The sequence below is a fragment of the Xanthomonas dyei genome (assembly GCF_002939865.1).
GTDB classification, from domain to species: Bacteria; Pseudomonadota; Gammaproteobacteria; order Xanthomonadales; family Xanthomonadaceae; genus Xanthomonas; species Xanthomonas dyei.
In genome coordinates this window covers 99,838-116,598 of sequence record NZ_MDEE01000001.1, presented here as the reverse complement: position 1 = coordinate 116,598, position 16,761 = coordinate 99,838, and the positions used below count along the sequence as shown (strand labels likewise).

The 16,761-nt window shown below is 54.8% G+C and carries 9 protein-coding genes; 5 read left to right on the top strand and 4 right to left on the bottom strand.

The window, feature by feature from the left end:
* The first annotated feature begins 37 nt into the window (after window positions 1–37).
* From XdyCFBP7245_RS00500 to XdyCFBP7245_RS24870, 5 genes are all read left to right on the top strand, one after another.
* Window positions 38–493 carry a hypothetical protein gene (locus tag XdyCFBP7245_RS00500; RefSeq protein ID WP_033485467.1) on the top strand — a complete coding sequence of 152 codons (456 nt, stop codon included), beginning with the start codon at window positions 38–40 and terminating at the stop codon, window positions 491–493.
* Window positions 490–4,191: a peptidoglycan-binding protein gene (locus XdyCFBP7245_RS00490; protein WP_244907737.1), complete on the top strand. Its 3,702-nt coding sequence runs from the start codon at window positions 490–492 to the stop codon at window positions 4,189–4,191. Before XdyCFBP7245_RS00500 ends, XdyCFBP7245_RS00490 begins: the two co-directional genes overlap by 4 nt.
* Window positions 4,192–4,563: 372 nt before the next feature.
* Window positions 4,564–8,295 (top strand): DUF6531 domain-containing protein, encoded by a 3,732-nt coding sequence (locus XdyCFBP7245_RS00485; protein ID WP_104613913.1) that lies wholly within the window; start codon window positions 4,564–4,566, stop codon window positions 8,293–8,295.
* The gene (locus XdyCFBP7245_RS00480) at window positions 8,292–10,508 is read left to right on the top strand and encodes an RHS repeat-associated core domain-containing protein (RefSeq protein ID WP_104613912.1); all 2,217 of its coding nucleotides are present in this window, start codon (window positions 8,292–8,294) and stop codon (window positions 10,506–10,508) included. Before XdyCFBP7245_RS00485 ends, XdyCFBP7245_RS00480 begins: the two co-directional genes overlap by 4 nt.
* 685 nt (window positions 10,509–11,193) lie before the next feature.
* Entirely contained in the window at window positions 11,194–12,837 is a 1,644-nt protein-coding gene (locus tag XdyCFBP7245_RS24870) for a MobA/MobL family protein (protein WP_104613911.1), read from the top strand.
* Window positions 12,838–13,111: 274 nt separating this feature from the next.
* Here XdyCFBP7245_RS24870 and XdyCFBP7245_RS00470 read toward each other — a convergent pair whose 3' ends face one another.
* The 4 genes from XdyCFBP7245_RS00470 to XdyCFBP7245_RS00460 all read right to left on the bottom strand — a co-directional run bounded on the left by XdyCFBP7245_RS00470 (window position 13,112) and on the right by XdyCFBP7245_RS00460 (window position 16,700).
* Entirely contained in the window at window positions 13,112–14,110 is a 999-nt protein-coding gene (locus XdyCFBP7245_RS00470; protein ID WP_104613910.1) for a hypothetical protein, read from the bottom strand.
* Window positions 14,111–14,517: 407 nt separating this feature from the next.
* On the bottom strand, window positions 14,518–14,832 hold the full coding sequence (locus tag XdyCFBP7245_RS23630; protein WP_146091626.1) for a hypothetical protein: 315 nt from the start codon (window positions 14,830–14,832) through the stop codon (window positions 14,518–14,520).
* A 32-nt stretch (window positions 14,833–14,864) separates the two neighbouring features.
* Window positions 14,865–15,074 carry a hypothetical protein gene (locus XdyCFBP7245_RS00465; RefSeq protein WP_104613909.1) on the bottom strand — a complete coding sequence of 70 codons (210 nt, stop codon included), beginning with the start codon at window positions 15,072–15,074 and terminating at the stop codon, window positions 14,865–14,867.
* A 99-nt stretch (window positions 15,075–15,173) separates the two neighbouring features.
* Window positions 15,174–16,700 carry a site-specific integrase gene (locus XdyCFBP7245_RS00460; protein ID WP_104613908.1) on the bottom strand — a complete coding sequence of 509 codons (1,527 nt, stop codon included), beginning with the start codon at window positions 16,698–16,700 and terminating at the stop codon, window positions 15,174–15,176.
* Window positions 16,701–16,761: the final 61 nt, after the last annotated feature.

The window sequence follows — 16,761 nt, the reverse complement described above, 5'->3', positions numbered from 1 at the left end:
TCTCAACCACAAATTCAAGCCATGCCGGGAAACGAAGATGCCATTTGTAAATGAATATATTCCTGAGCCGGATGTTGCGAAATACGACTTGGAAGCAATCGACAAAGACTTTGTGGTCGGTGGCACCAATGCAAGAGACTGGACAATTGATCGTGATCGCGACATGTATTTGCGCAATGTCGCAAACGGTGGCGGCACCGAAATCGAGGTCAGAAACCAGACAAAGTTCTCTTTCTATTGGCGTGGCGAGCTCCTGACGCTGAGACTGGATCTGGTCGACGGTGGAGGCGCGCGAGGTCAGCCCGGTTGGTCCCATTGGAGACTGATGTGGATCAATGGTGGAGATGGACTGCCTGAGCATCTCAAGGCTGACAAGGAGCAATTCATAGCTGACCTCAAAGAGGCCTTGCTCTCCTACAAGGATTTTGGCGTCCACTCCAGAAACACGGACTACCACATCGTTTTTGAAATCGATGAGGGGTGCTTGGTGTGAATGGCACGATATCTGCCCAGGACGCAATCGATAGAATTCGTCAGAACCCTGGCGATTACCAAACACCAGAATCGCTGCGGTCGCTCGCCGCACAGGTGGATGCGAATGCCTTCGGCAAGGTCACTGTTCTCTACAGTGGCCCAGCAGCGAAAGACATCTGGTCGACTGATGTCATTGGATCGATGATCGATTCTGGTGAAGACATCCGGGTTATCGATAAAAGTCAGGCATCGAAGTTTCTTAATTCCCGCGAGTTCTATACCGCGCTCGCCGACATCTACGAAATTTCGCCTCGTGAGCTGATAGAGGGGTCTCATCGGGGACCTGCCACGGAGTGGCTCTACCACCCTACGCAAGGTCCTTGGGCAGATGCTTCCGGACGGTTTGCCGATGCAACCGTAGGTGAAGTTCATGCCATCGTGGGCGACGCTCAGCCAAGCCGCGTCTTTGGCGAAATTGAAGTGCCTCGCATTCTTGCCAATCCAAACGTCACCTCGATTGAGGGGCTTCCGCGTGAAGCGCTGGTCGGTGTGAAAGATCGGCTCGGTCAGCAAGCAGCCTTTGAGCTGATCGTGGCCCGTGCGCGTGAACACGAAGGCATGCTGCGCATCCCGGCCAGTGATGATGCGCTCCGCGAGAACAAAGTTCTGAGGCTCGATAACAGAGAGTATTTTCGTGGAACAGCCATTGAGGGAACGTCAAAGGCGTTAGACCAGAGCACGCTTCCGCTCAGTCAGCGTATGAAACCGCCAACCGAGCATGCCCAGGCGGGTCAGGCGCGTTGGGATGAGTGGCAGGGACGCAACATCCAAACCACGCCGGAACCTGAAATCCCAGGCTTGCGTCGCGCCGGGATGACAGCAGGGCTTGCGGGTTTGGGTGTTGCCGCTACCGCCTACGATGCGTCGCAAGCCGGAGAGCGTGTTGGCACGCTGTTGGCACAAGACAACCTCACCGCTGCACGCTCAGAAGCGTTGCACTTTGCTGCGCGAGGCGCGGGCGGCTGGGCGGGAGGCGCCGCTGCCGCTGCCGTTGTTGGCACAACCGGTGCAGGCCCTGTCGCGTTGGTAGTTGCCGATGGTTATCTGTTCAGTGCCGCTGCCGACAAGGCCGCGACCTTGTGGGACAACCGCCAGATCTACACACAGACCGATAAGCAGGGCGTGAGCTGGGAGTTCAACGGCAGCCAGTGGCTTCGCCAAGAAAAAGCCGACTTGCAAGACGATGGCGTGGATACGCCACAGAAGCAGGGCATGTTCGCGCTGCCCGAAAAAGCGCGCGAGCTGAACTATCACGCCAGTGGCGAAGCGACCGAGCAGGCGCTTGGCAAGGTGCAACCCAGTAATCCTTATGTGCAGCCATCCAGTGAGACAGATGCTGCGCATCTTTACGCACGGGATTGGCGGCATGATCCGGCAAGTGGCCAGTGGTCTCGGATGGTCGCCGACGAAGTCGATCGGAACGATCGGCCCATCTGGACGGTGGATCCAGCAAGCCCTGAGCGCAATGCCGCGTTGGACCAGCAAGCAGCCCAGGTGGTTCACGCCAACATCGCCCGAGGTCCGGCCGCAATTGCAGCAACCTATCAAGCTGCGTATCAGCGCAATGGTTGGGGGGACTTCGGCCCCGTGCCAGCGGCCGTGCAAACAGCCTTGAACCCGGACTCGTTGCAAGCCTCGGACGGCAAGCAGTATCAGCGCGATACGCAAGGCCAGTGGCGCCATGACGGCGTTGCTGCCGAAGGCAATGTCCCGTTGGAACTCAACGCAACGCGCGAACGCTTGCAACCGGCATTGGAGCAGCACGCGCAGGCATTGGCACAGATGCCCGCGCGGCAAACGCCAACGCCACAGCAGCAAGACCAGGCCAATACCGAAGCGACCTATGCCGCCTATGGCGTTGCGCCCAATGCCCAGACTGCAGGCGCGATCCAGCTGGCGGTGCAACGGACACGTGAGGCGAACGGAATCGATGCAGCGACCAGCTCTTTGGCATTGGAGCGTGATGCGACCGGCCAATATTCGGTAGACAGCCCCATCCAGCATCTGAGCCGTGGTGCTGATGGTCTGGTGCGCGTCGCAGCAACCACCAGCACTGATGAGATCCATCAGGCGCTTGGCGAAGTGCAATCGCTTCGGCAGGAGCAACCGCCTTCTGCCGGTGCACCGGAGCTGCGTATTGACGCGCAGTCGCCCCAAGAGCGCGATGCCTACGAGCAAGCGTTGCGGGAGGCCAATCGGCAGGGCGTTTCCACGCAAGAAGCACAACAAGTCGCAAGCTTCGCAGCAACGACCGTCACCGCTGCGCATGTGGATGAAACCCAAGCGCCTCAGGCAGCCATTGATGCGCAGCGGGATCGAGACGTTGCACGCACACCCGACGCGCCTGCCGTTGCGGAGACGGCAACGCCTGCTCCGGTCGTGATGCCTGAATCCGTCAGCGCGCCGCTGCCCGAAGACGTGCGCCCGGTCGCCAAGCCTGCCGAACCGAAGCCCGAACCTGTCCCGCAACGCGAACCCCAAGAAACCCGAACACCTGAGGTTGCCGCACCCCCGACAGCCGGCGCAGTCCAGCCTAAGGCGGAGGCATCGGTTCCAACGGCGGCGAGCGCGTCTGCGCCGAGTGTCGGGCCCGCATCATCCGCTTCGACCTCTGCCGATCAAGCGCCTACTCAGGCCACTGTGCCGACGCCGCCGCCGTCATTTCAGGAAGCGGGAGGGTTGCGCCTGGGCGACCGAGGGCAAGAGGTCGAGTTCTTGCAGTATCGTTTGCAGCAAGTGGATGCACGAGGTCCAAACGGTCAGGCCGTGCCGCAAGACGGGCACTATGGTCCGGAGACCGAACATGCCGTAAGGCAGTTCCAGCAAAACCAAGGGTTGCCGGCAACGGGCGTTGCCGGCCAAGACCTGGATGCTGCATTGTCCCAGGCACAACACGCGCGCCGAGATGCCTTGAAACCCGCAGCGCCGGCATCGGCGAATGCGGCGGTGGAGCAGGGCGGTGAGCAGCAAGCCCGAGTAGTCATGCCACAGAACGATGCGCCATCTGCTGTTCCATTGCAGGCAGAGCAGCAAGAGGCAATGCAGGCGTCGTCGCCGACAATCCCAACACAGAGCGATGCGCCGGCACAGATCGTCTTGCCTGAGCGCACGTCATCCTCCTATACGTCATTGCCTAGCTTTGGTGGTGCAACCGCCCGCTCAAACGCACACGAACACGATGAGGCTCGGGTCGAGCAAGTGAGGCCCTTCCAAGATGTCGCTCAGCAGGCGTTTCCCTCTGATCATCGGGATTACGCGTTGTTCTCCGCCATCCAGGCGCAGCTCCCGAAAGGCACCTCCGATGAGAAAACGGCCGAAGTGCTGCATGCCGTCAAAGAGTCAGGGATCGAGCGCGCGGATGAACTCCGGAAAGTGACCATCCAAGATGATGTCGCCTTTGTCTTTGGCAAAACGCCCGGCTTTCACTCGGAAACCTCGCTCAATACGCCATCGCCTGGCATCAATGAGACCTTGCAGAAGACGGAGGCAATGGATCAGCAACGGGCGCAGGAGATGGTGCAATTCCAGCGCGAGCGCGAAGAAATCGACAAGAACCCAACAGGCCCCGTGATGACGATGGCCGCTCGCTCTCAGCAACAGGCGATGTCAGGCGCGTCCAGTGGTGACGGAGGCGGGGCGGCTGAGGCTGAGGCATAGATTTCACCTCATTGTTGCTCGTGTCTTAGAGAGCTGAGTCTTGCAGTTCCTCCTGAAAGTTGAGGGCGTGCTTCGGAGCGAAATAATAGGCTGCCCCATGGAAAACAGCACCATTTGGCGGTGCAGGTGCATCTGCTGTGCGCCGTGGGCCATCCTCTGCAAGCTTTTTGAAAAGGCATATCAGAACTTGCACACCACGCATGTCCTCCGCTACGATCCGGCCCCTTGCAGGATCAGTGCCGCCGGGGATGGCGGACACAACAATACTGATAGGTTTAAGGCTCGCTTTCTCTGCTGCGTTGCGTTTCGAACGCTGTGGCTCGGCGAGCATGTCTGAAGTCGTTAGCACAGCTTCCAAAAATCGAAGGACATATGGACGATTCAAGTGTAGTAAGGCAGGAGGCCGTCGATAAGGCAGCTCCGTTTTTATTAGGCAATAAAAATATTCGTCGCCCGATGCTTGGCCTGGGCGCTTTTGCTCTATTGATGGCAGCCCAAGATGTCTTTGGCTTTGGTCACTACGTATGCGGGGGTGGCTATACATCGATTGGAGCAGGTCGAAGAGTGTTCACGCCAATCTGTTGGTTCCAAGAGGATTTCAGTCGCTCGGGTGGTCATGTAAGAGGGCCAGACGGTGGTGGCGGTGGTGGTAGTGGTGGTGGATTTTCCACATCTCCTGGTGCGAAAGAGCAGCCAACGAACGACAAGCGTGACAGCGCAGATTGTAGTGGCGAAAAAAGTGGCAATCCTGTGGTCATCTCGACGGGCAACAAGGTTGAGCCTGAGTTGGACTTCGCCGCTAATGGAGAGATGGGTCTTTATTTAGAGCGCACCTACAATGCGTTTTGGACCGCGCGTGGACTTTTTGGCACGTATTGGCTCAGCAACTTCGACTACACCCTTGTGCCAGCTGGTAATACCATCTGGGCACAGCGACCCGATGGGCGCCGTATCAAGTTCTTGTTAGACGCGGGCAGCGGTCACTACCTTGAAGAAAAAGCCTCGCCGGTCGCTTTTGTAGTCAAACAAGCTGACGGCTCGTTCGTTCTTTACAACGAGACACGAGGCACCGAAAAGTATGACAAGCGTGGCTACATCACTGAGCGGCGCAATGAACAAGGAGTTGCATGGAGCTTCCGTTACGACGGCGCATATCTGCAAGAAGTCACACACACTTCCGGGCGCAGCATCAAGTTTGCCTGGGCGGATGGCGTTGTCACCCAAGCAACCGATCCTGCTGGAAATGTCTACCGCTATGGCTACCAGCAGAACGTCTTCGGATTGGGGTTGAGCAAAGGCCGGCTTGCGTCGGCGACCCTTCCAGGAGCCCCAGAAACGGTCATCAGCTATCATTATGAAGATGCCCGATTTGTTGGTGCGCTGACGGGCAAGTCATTCAATGGTCAACGCTACTCGACCTTTGCCTATGATGCTCAGGGTCGGGCGACGTCAACTGAACATGCCGGAGGCGTTGAGCGCTTTTCGTTTAGCTACTCTGTTCCGGCGACACAAGCGATCACGTTACCTCCTGCTCCACTTCCACCTGGTGGGTTTACGGGCGGAGAGACCGGTGGATCATGTAGCACCCCGCGTCCTGGTAGTGGAGAAATTTGCGTCCGCCCATCTTCGGTAGGGGGTGGTGCCGTTCGACTGTCCGCGCAAAGCATGTCCACTAATGCTGGTAGCCCTATGGCAACGGCGGCGGCGACAGGCAGCACCATTCCGAAAAAGATGTTGGTAACCGAGACCAGCCCGCTGGGTCGGCAGACAACCTACACCTATGAAGACGGGCGACAAACCGAGGTTACAGGGGCTGCGAGTCCTCATTGCCCCGCAAGCTACAAGGCGAAGACCTACGATGCGAATGGATATGAGGACATCGCTAGCGACTTTGCTGACAACCTAACCGACTTCGATTACGACGCCCAAGGCCATCTACTGAAGAAGGTTGAAGCAAAGGGCACTAGTGCCGAACGCACGCTGACCTACGCATGGGATCAGGCCAATCGGATGGTGCGTGAAACCATTGCAGGAGATCACGAGACGCGCGTTGAATATGACACAGACGGCCGTGTCTCGAAGCATACGCTTGTTGATTTGACGGGCTACGGACAGGGCCGCACGAAGGCCACTACGTATAGCTACACCAAACATAGCAATGGCCTATTGGCCACCATGAAGGTAGACGGCCCGCTACCGGGATCTCAAGACAGCGTCATTCAGTCTTTCTCTTCAGTAGGCGATCTGACAAGTGTTGCAAATGGCATCGGCCAAGCGACCACCTACTCTGCGCACAACGCTCTTGGACAACCTGGCCGCGTGACAGGTCCAAACGGTGATGTCATGGAGTATCGCTATGACGGGCGCGGACGCGAGGTTGAACGCCGCACCTCAATCAACGGGGCATGGGTGGCTACAACCACTTCCTATGATAGTGCGGGGAATATTGCAACGGTGCGCACCGCAGATGGAGTCTCACAGACATTTCTCTACGATGCGGCTCGCCGCGTCAAAGAAGTTTACAAACCCAAGTCTGATGGGATGTATGAGCGCAAGCGTTTTGAATACAACAATGCGTCGTTGGTCACGAAGACCGAAGTGCTCGACACTGCTTATACTGGCTCAACGCATGTGACCGGAAGCATCGATGGCTTCTGGCACGACGCAGCCTGGAATTGGTATGTCGCGGGCTGGGCATGCTCAACTGGATACGCCGGATCGATAGATGTGCATCCCTATGTCGGCGGCTCGGCAGGGTCTGGCACCGCTCTGCCAGGTGCCACGGCAAACGTGGCAAGCGAGCCTGCTATTGCACAGCAGTGCCAGACAAACGGATCGGCGTATCGATTTAATATTGCGCTTCCTGCTGACGTTCGAAACGCGCATGGGGGCAAGCCTCTGTATGTGCATGGCATATCCCCTGCGGGCTTAGAACACTCTTTGCTTAATGGCTCGGGCCAGCACTTCATTCCCGAGGTGCCGAAGGTCGTTGGCAATATCGATCAGGTTTATCGCGATGGCGCCTACAACTGGTATGTAGACGGTTGGGCATGTTCGACTGGCACAGCAGCATCTATTGATGTGCATATGTATGTCGGCGGATCAGCTGGTGCGGGATCCTTCTTGCTGGCGGCGACTGCTAATCAAGGGAGCGATGCGTCCCTGTCCCAACAGTGCCAAGCCGCAGGAAGTGCCTATCGCTTTCATATCCCGCTTCCCGCTGACGTTAGAAAAAATCATGGTGGCAAAAGCATCTTCATCCACGGTATTTCACCTGTGGGTAGAGAGCACTCGACGATTGCCGGGTCTGGTGCTTTTGCCATTCCCGCAACTGGCATGCGGGGCGATATCCAGGCTGTCGAATACGATAGCAACTGGAATTACTCGGTAAAGGGATGGGCGTGCGGATTAGGCGTGAGCGACCATGTTGCGGTCTTACTCTATGCTGGCGGTGGGCCAGGCGCCGGCACACATTTCGCTACCGTGTGGGCCAACCAGGCGGAAGATGCTGGCGCAGCAGCCCAGTGTGATACCGCAACTCAAGGGCGCACCTTCCGCTTCCCACTGGACTTCAATCTCCGGAATTCGCTGGGAGACCGCCGTATCTATGCGGTGGCTTTGACGCCGGGAGGCGCTCTTTCTGACTACATGCTTCCCAACTCGGGAACGCACGCGCTGCCTCGCATGGACCGGAGCTCTGCCTTTGTTGGCTGGAACAATGTCGGTCCTTACGCCCCAGGTGAGACCCGCACAATATCGGCGACCTTCCAGAACACCGGAAACGTAGTCTGGGGAGCTGCTGGCGTTGGAAACATTTACATGGCAAGAGGATCTGCCACCAACAGTCTAAATCAGACTCACGGCTTGCCAAGGCCAATCTATCCGGGGGATCGGGTGTCATTCTCGTGGAGCTACACGGCACCTCGTCCGGTGACGACGACGCGCTACCACGTGGTATCTCAGATGCTTGTAGATGGAGCACCGTTTGGTGCACTAGCTTCAGGGATTATTTCGGTTGATGGCGCAGGTGGTTGCACAGGCATCCGTTGCACTCAGCCAATGTCGATTGGCGATAAAGTTCAGATTCAAGGAGATGCTAAGTGATCACAGGGATGTTGATGGGTGCTGCATTGGTTTTCAGCAGCACTACTGAATACGATGAACTCGGACGTGTCATTGTTGAGCGTGGGAATAATGGACAGGTCTATAAGCATGAATATGACGCCGAAGGACGTCGGACGGCATCGACCGATGCCTTAGGTCGGCGTTCGACGATGCGATACGACGCACGTGGTCGTTTGATCACCGCCACCGATGCATCGGGAAATACGACAAATTTTTCCTACGACCAAGGTGATCGCTTATCCAAGGTTGTTGATCCACGCGGAAAAGCAACCACTTACGACTATGACGGTTTTGGGGGCCTTCGTCGTCAAGTAAGTCCCGATACAGGGCAGACGGTGTTTGGATACGACGGAGCCGGTCAGCGCACCAGCATGACCCGAGCTGACGGCGTGGTGACCAACTACGCCTATGACGGCCTTGGTCGTGTGGTTCAGATTGCTGCGGGAAGCCAACAGCACACGTTTGGATATGATTCTTGCGCTGGCGGGATAGGTCTGCTGTGTAGTGCAGTGACTCCAACCACGACTCTTGGGATGAGCTATACGCTGCAAGGGCAAGTTGCAGAGCGGATCGATACGGTTGCAATGGGAAGAACAGTCAGCGAGATGCGGACTCGTTATGCCTATGATGGAATTGCGCGGTTAAGCAGTATCACTTATCCAAGTGGCGTTACAGCTGGTTACGGTTACACCGATGGCAAACCATCGGCGGTAAGTGTCAATGTAGGTGGTCAAGTGACTAGGCTCGTCGACTCGGCAAGTTATCTAGCTTGGAGTGACGTGCCCCGGCGTAGAACGTCAGGAAATGGCGTGGTGCGAGAATTGGGCTACGATTCCGATATGCGTTTGACGAGTATTGCCGTCAAGGCGGGAGACCGCGTTACTCAGCAACTGACCTACGGTTACAACAGCGTCGATGAAATTAGCTCTATCGCTGATGGCGTAAATTCCAACCTAAATCAAACCATTGGCTATGACACATTGGGTCGATTTGGAGAGCTTCAACGAGGAGGGCTGCAACACACATTGAAATACGACAGCAATGGGAACTGGATTTCTTATGATGACAGCCGCTCCGTTCGATCGTATGACATTGATGCCAATAACAACCGCCTACTGGGCTACGCTAGCACGAAATCCGGTGACGAAAGCCGTCAGTATGGATATGACGCCGTTGGTAATCGGGTGTCAGAGTTTGCTGCTGGTGATAGCCGCACTTACGAATATAGTCCGTTCAATCGCATGGCTAGCGCAACTGTAAATGGTCAGCGCACGGAATATGAAATGAATGCGTTGGGTCAGCGTATTGGTAAGCAGGATGCAAATGGCGCGAGCACTAGCGTCTTTACCTATGCGGGACAAAATCAACTGTTGTCCGAACAAGAGCCTAGTGGGGCAATTGCTGACTATGTCTGGTTGGGTGATGAATTGATCGGAATTGTTCGGCGAAATGGCGTTTATGCCGTTCATAATGATCATTTAGGCAGGCCTGAGGCGCTAACCAATGATGCTGGTGACGTTGTGTGGAGAGCGTATAACTACGCCTACGGACGGACCGTACAGCAAGATAGCATCGGCGGTTTCAATGTCGGTTTTCCAGGTCAGTATTTCGATAAGGAAACAGGGCTTTGGTATAATGGCTTCCGCGACTATGACCCAGGCGTTGGGCGTTACCTGCAAAGTGATCCAATTGGCCTATCTGGTGGTTTGAATTCATATGCCTATGTTGGTGGAAACCCAATCTCTGCAATTGATCCACTTGGCCTCAAAGCCTGTATTGATTTCCTGGGTTTGGTAGTAGGTGGTGCAGACATATATATGGGGATGAATGAAATCGCTTCTGCGGCACCGTTGGTAGCTGCCGGTGTGGCGATTGAGGACGAAAGGTTGGTTCTTGGCGGTGGGCTCGCTGGAATGCTTGGAATTGCAACCCTTTATGACGGGGTTGCAACGATGCGAACCGCAGTAGATGGCGAAGAACGCGATCCTCTGATGAAGGTGGTTGGTGGAGCATTACTCGGAGGCGTCGGCGCAAAGGCTGGCGAATTGGTATCCAAAGGGTTAACATTCAAGGGCGCACTTGGCGGAGTAGTTTCTGGGTGGAGAGGGCTGGCTACTGACAAGGATGTAATGGATATTATCAAGGGTGCTAAAGATGCAGTAGGTTCAACTCCTTGTAATTGTGGTGGATGATAAAATGTCATTATTCTGGCTTAAATTTTGGATCTTTGTATTCGGGCTTTCTGCCGTAAGATTTTTGTTCTATTTTTCAAGTAAGATTTACATGGGGCAAAAGCTTGAATCTGCCGATTACATGATAATCCCTTTCTTTCTTATTTGTGCCGCGCTCTGTTTTTATTTCATAAAGCGCTTGAGAAAAAGGCGGGCGCTCCTAGCAAAGTAGCATTATCAAAAAGGGCTTTGAAGCATTCGAAGCCCTTTTTTGTGCTTTGAAGTAAATTCGTTCAAAGATGCTAAAAAATATTCTTGCCGGCATGTATTAGAGGGCGGGGTTTGCATGGATAAGGCTTGAGCCAAGCTGAGTCAGAATACTGTTTACGTACAGCTTGGGTTTATATTTTGCTATAATTATATTTTATACCTGAATGGCTGGTTTCGCTATGATTGCCGGTATAAAAAATAAAAAATGTTCAACAGCAAGAGCGCACTTATGGTTTCTGCTTTGCAGAAACCGTGCGCCAACGCTGCGCGTCGGTGCGGTGGCTTTCGCCACCTCGTTGCCTATGCTCCGCTAGGCAACACAGCCTCTTCAAAAGCTTGTGATCAAGGTCTCTCTGTTGTCGAGTTCGCTTAACTCTCGACAGGGAATGTTCTGTCGCTTTTTTGTGTGCTCCACAAACAAACAGGAGTTTCACAAATGGCGATTTATCACGCAACAATGAAGTCTTTCAGTCGAGGCAACGGCGACTCTTCGGTCGCAGCAGCTGCTTACCGCGCAGGGTTTGATCTGCTCGATATGAGCACAGGGCTTGGCCACAATTATTCCCACCGAGGCGGTGTTGATTTCCATCAGATGCTTGCGCCGAAAGGAGCGCCCGAGTGGTGCTTTGATGCGCAGTATTTTTGGAACGCGAACGAAGCGGCCGAGACGCGCAAGAACGCACGCGTTTGCCGAGAAGTCGAGGTGTCGCTTCCGCATCAACTCGATCCACACCAACGGAGAGCGCTCGCTTTGGCGCTTGGCCAATTGCTCGTCAATCGGTTCAAAGTCGCCGTATTGGTCGCTGTGCACACACCAAGCAAATATGGTGATCAGCGCAATCATCATGTGCATTTGCTGATGTCAGCGCGACAAGTCGGACCGGGAGGACTGGGGCAGCGCGCCTGCGCTGAGTTTGATGCGCGACAAGGCGGCGGCACACGAGCGCTGCGGCAAATCCGCAAAGACATTGCAATGGTCATCAATGCGCACTTGAAGAATGCGGGCAATGCGGCTCGGGTAGATCATCGCAGTCTCCGAGCACAGGCACACGAAGCCGCGCGTAATGGAGAGTTTGAACGCGCCCGCGAACTCACGCGCCGGCCTGGCAAGCACTTGGGGAAAGCCAAAGTGGCGGTGATGCGCAAAACCAAGTTCACAGCAGAAGTCAGAGGTAGGGGCGGTCAAGCTGCGGCCTTGTCGCTTTCAAAGTTTGTCGCTGAGCATATGAAAAAAAGCGGTGGTCTCGTGCACGAGGTGCCACCGTCTCATAGCCATGCGGCAGCACTTCGGGATCTGGCCAACGCACAGGCTTCTGGATTGGACGGGCGCACAGCGGTTGGGCAGACACGATTGTCAGGCGCAGAGCGGGTGCGGCAGATCAAAGAGCGCTTGGCGCGTGCGCCAGCGCCTCGCCCGGGTCTCTACACGCCTTACAGCGGTCAGACCCGACATCTTAGTCGCGTGACGCGTTTGGCTCGTTCCTCGGGCCGACAAGACGCTGAGTTGCTCAATGCGCAGGCGCAGCTGATCGAAGATTGGCTCGAAGCCCAGCGAGAGGTGGCTCAGCAGTCTCTCGAAGTATTGCGGCAGATCCCTGGTATCCAGATTGAGCCCGAGTTCCAGCGGGCGCACTCCACACTCGTTTGCCGGCGAGCAGATAGCTACGCCACCAAGCCATTTTTCTTTGAAGACACCGAGATGCTTGCTCGCTCAATCAGCAAGTATGCCCATGCGTTGGTGCGACCCTACAAGGCGCGCGTGGCCGTGCTAGATGCGCAAGCCAAGCTCTATGAGCAAGAATACGATCCCGATACGAAAGTGGTGGCCAGAGCACAGCGGCGCTTGGCGCGAACGAAGAGGCATGTCTCCCCGCGCATCCAAGCGATCCAGCAGGGGCGGATCAAGCGGGCTCGAAAAGCGATGGTGGAGGCGGCTGAGGCCTTGGAGAAGAACTTCTCTCCGCAGCCGATTGAGCTGCTGACGCCTGAGGCATCTGGAGAGGACGCACTGCCACCGCAGGCCGAGGGTGAGGCAGGGCATTGGGAGTTGAAATTCCGTCCCCCGAAGCCAAGTCTATGATGGCTCAGATACTTCTGACCGATGACCGCGCAAGAGACTGATAGCAGGTGGAGACGGTGAGCGCGAGACTAGTGTTGTCGCGAAAGGTTCTCGCCAAATGATCGGAACAACGTCGCCAGCCTTTGGCACTCGGCGCCGAGACTGAGGCTTCAACGCCAGCGACACAGGAGCCCCGCATGCGGGGCTCTTTTTTGTGTGCAGGTCTTAATGCATACGGGGATGGAAGGCGTGAAGATCTTGAGTTTCGCTTTGTGATACGTAATGCCAGTGTTGATCAGTTCTTCTCGGCTTTAACGATGCCCGGCAATGGTGTGAAATCGGTCGCATTGAAGAATGAGTAGCGACTCTGAGGCGCGACGAGATCAAATTTTGCAGTGTGATGATTTTTAGGGGGCACTTCTTCAGAATACAAGTAGTAATTAAGTTCTGATGAGTCGAGCTCAATAATGAGGGCTGAGACATCAAGGTCATAACATGACTGGAGTGTTTTATGCTTAGCTGACGGGAATTTTATCTTGAATTTCTCGTTATAGCGCGGGCGGAAATATCGGATGAGGCCAGCCTCAATTAAGCCAATTTTTTGCTTCTTGTTTGGTGGGTTATGAATGGCATTAATAAGTCTGTCTTCATTCTCTTCCGTGTTGATTGCATCTATAGCCCGCCCATCCATTGAGCTGAAAACGTTGCCATGCTCAAATTGATACATCAACAGCGTGATGTCTTTGTCGGGGTAGTCGTAAGCGGTCAGCGCGAGGATTTTCTGCAGAGTGGAATGGGACAGTAGCCGCTGCTGAGCCGATCGATTACCTTGTCCGATCGATTGCCCAACATATAGAGCTTCATACTTGTTCAGGTCATTGGCGCCCAAGCCATTCTGATCAGTGAATTCGTGTGCTACCACATATGCAGGAATGTATCGAACCTCTTCTCCGGCTGCATTGTAGCTGCAAACCTCCCTATAGGGATACTTGCAGTTGATAGTCACGGCACCTTCTGAAAGTTTCCAAGGGAAATCCTTAAAATTTACCCATGTCTCTTTTCCATCAACCTTATATCCAATTTCGCCAGATAGAAGATCATTTTCCAGCTTCAAAGTATCAGGATTAAAATAGGTGGTTGGCTTGGCTGCGATGATATATATATGGCACTTATTAAGCTCATCTTGGTGGGATTTTTTTAAATCTCCGCCTTGCATCAGCTGATGGGCTGTGACAATGGCTGAGTAGCTATTCATATATCCCAGCGCATATTCCGTCACAAATTTTCTTTTCATGGCCTAACTGCGTCCTTGGGTTATTCGTCGATGGCTGTTGGCAAGCTCATGTTGGCTTTTCAAAAGTTGTGATTCTGATACGGGGTGTATCTGATGATCAAGAGACTGGCAGGACGTAACCCGGATTTGCCATAGGTTGTCAAATGAAATTCTTAGTGTTCAGTATGAATCGGATATCGGTGGAGTTTCTCCGCCGACTCAGCGGTCACCTGCGGCCTCATCCGTGAGTCTATTGATTTGGAATCCAATAAGAATTTCGACGTGATCTGCGACAGCCTTATCAGTAGGTCAAATTCGGCAGAGGACTTGCGGAGTCTTGACTACTAGCACTGGGTGAAAATATGTATCCAATTACTGACGTTGCGTCTTGCCAGGATGGAGAATGACCTGTCTTGCTGGTCATGATTTCAAGAAGAGCGTGTTCCAAAATAAAACCCCGTCGCCGCACCGACTAAAGCAGTGATCGGGCTAAGAAGCAGTTCTAGCGCATGGAGCATCACTTCGCTTGGAGCACCGAAGGCTAATGCAATGAGCGTAAACCCACAAACAAAAACTAAAAGCCAGATCAGTAAATAGGCGACATTCTTTCGCGCATGATCCAATGCTTTATTCGGGTCATAAGGTTCTGTTTGCTGCGCCGGCAAATCGGAAATATCTAACGGCTGCGTTGGATTGATGATCTCGCCCAATTCGGGCTCATCCAGATCAACAAGATCAATCACTGAGTAATCCGTTAGAGGCGGATCCACAGCGGTCATCGGAAGATTAGCTCTCTCATATTGCCGTCGCGGTCTTTGATCAACACCTTACCGCCTTGCTTAACCTCATTGAGCAAAAACTTCTCAGTGCTAATGGCGTGACGCAATACCTCAGTGACGCTTGTGCTTCGTTCTTGGGCCATGCTTTTGAGCGCTGAGGTGACTTCCTCAGACAAATTTACGGTGATTTTCGTCTTTTCGCTCATACTAAACTCCGGATTTTATACAGCTTTTGTATGGCTAAACTACAGAATTGTCAAGCCATTGTCTCATTTGACTGTGATATTGAGCTGCCCTAACTGTGATCAGTTCTTCCATCCTGTCGTTCTAATCCTAGTGCTCCTCTGTCTTGCCGCTTGCTCGCGTCGTCTCTCCATGTGGCGAACCTGCTTGAACGACCGATCAAATTGCCCTGGTGTGTAAGCGGGCAGGGGAAGTGGAGGGCCAAACTGCTCAATGGCCGAAAAGCGAGCGGGGACAGAAGGTGGGTCAACGTAATGCTTCAAGCCTGGCGGAAGCGTCAGTTCGTGGCCGGTGATTTGTTGGGAAATCGGAAGCGAGATGCCGTGCTCATTAACCAACGAATTGGACAAGGTGTGTCGGAAGCAATGAAAGCTTTTGAGCCGTTGTGTCAGTCCTTGCTTGATCGCATAGGCCCGGAACTGATCCCCGAGCGCGTCGCCGTAGCCGTTTTCGGCGTTGTAGGGCAAGTGCGGGAACAGTCGCTCAAAGCCTGCGTGCTTGACCTCATCCACATAGACCAAGAACCCAGCCTCGATCAGGGATGTGGGCAGGGGCACGAAGCGGGAGGAGTGGGGGTTCTTCAAGCGTTGATCCGGCTTGGCTCCCCGGAAATGCACGCCCCAGAAATCGCCGACCTTGCCGATGTCGTCAACATAGAGCTGGGCGACCTCATTGACCCGAGCACCGGTCGCAAATCCCAACAGCGTGCCAAACCATCGGTGTGGATACTTCTTGGCCCAAGAGGTGAACGCATTCAGTTCAAGCAGTGCTTCGAGCTCAGCCCGGCTAAACGGATCACGACTCGGCTCATCGGTGAGCGACTTGGCGCGATTGAGGATGGCTTTGTGAGGCGCCTTGCTAATCAGGTCTTCGTTCGCCAAGGCATTGAAGAAGGACGCAATACGATCCCGATGCTTTTCCTTGGTGCGCATGCTCAGTAGTTCATGACCACCTTGCCGCGCCTTGCTCAGGATTTCGACAGGGGTGAGGTCGGCGAACACCGCCTTCTTGGTGGCGTTGCTCGGGTAGTGTTCGAGGGCATCCAAGAACTTTCGGACGTCATCGGTCTTGTAGTCCTCGACCGGTTTGTCGCCGACAAGCGCCACGAACAGACCCAGGCTGTGTTCGGTATCAAGCACGTTTTTCGCGCTTCGCCCCACGCGCCGCATTTCACTGATGTGGATGGTGGCGCGCTCTGACAGCAGCGGTCCGGCGCTCTTCACAGAAGCCAGTTGCTGAAAGGGGAGGTGTTTCAGTGCGTCCAGCAGCCGCGCATGATCGTCCGCTCCGTTGGCAGAGAGCTCCACGCCACCGACCTTGATGGTGTAGGGGCGGGCTTCGTTCCCTTGCAACGCGGCCAGCGCCTGGCTCAGCAAATCGTCCCGCATGCCCGCTCCTTGCCGCATCTGATCGAATGCTTCCGAGAGTGCCACAGCAGTTCGTGCTACGGCCAGGCGGGCAGCATCACCCAGGGACAGGCGAACGGGACGGACAAGGTAGCGCGAGCCGATGAGGCTCTGCAGGTCGGTCGGGACGAAGAAGCGCACATAGAGCCCAGCAGGGCGGCGCAGAAAATAAGGCTTCGGCACGGGGTTTGATACCTCGTTTGATACCTAACGCAGGCTCAAACTGAACATCAAACCCCGGGCC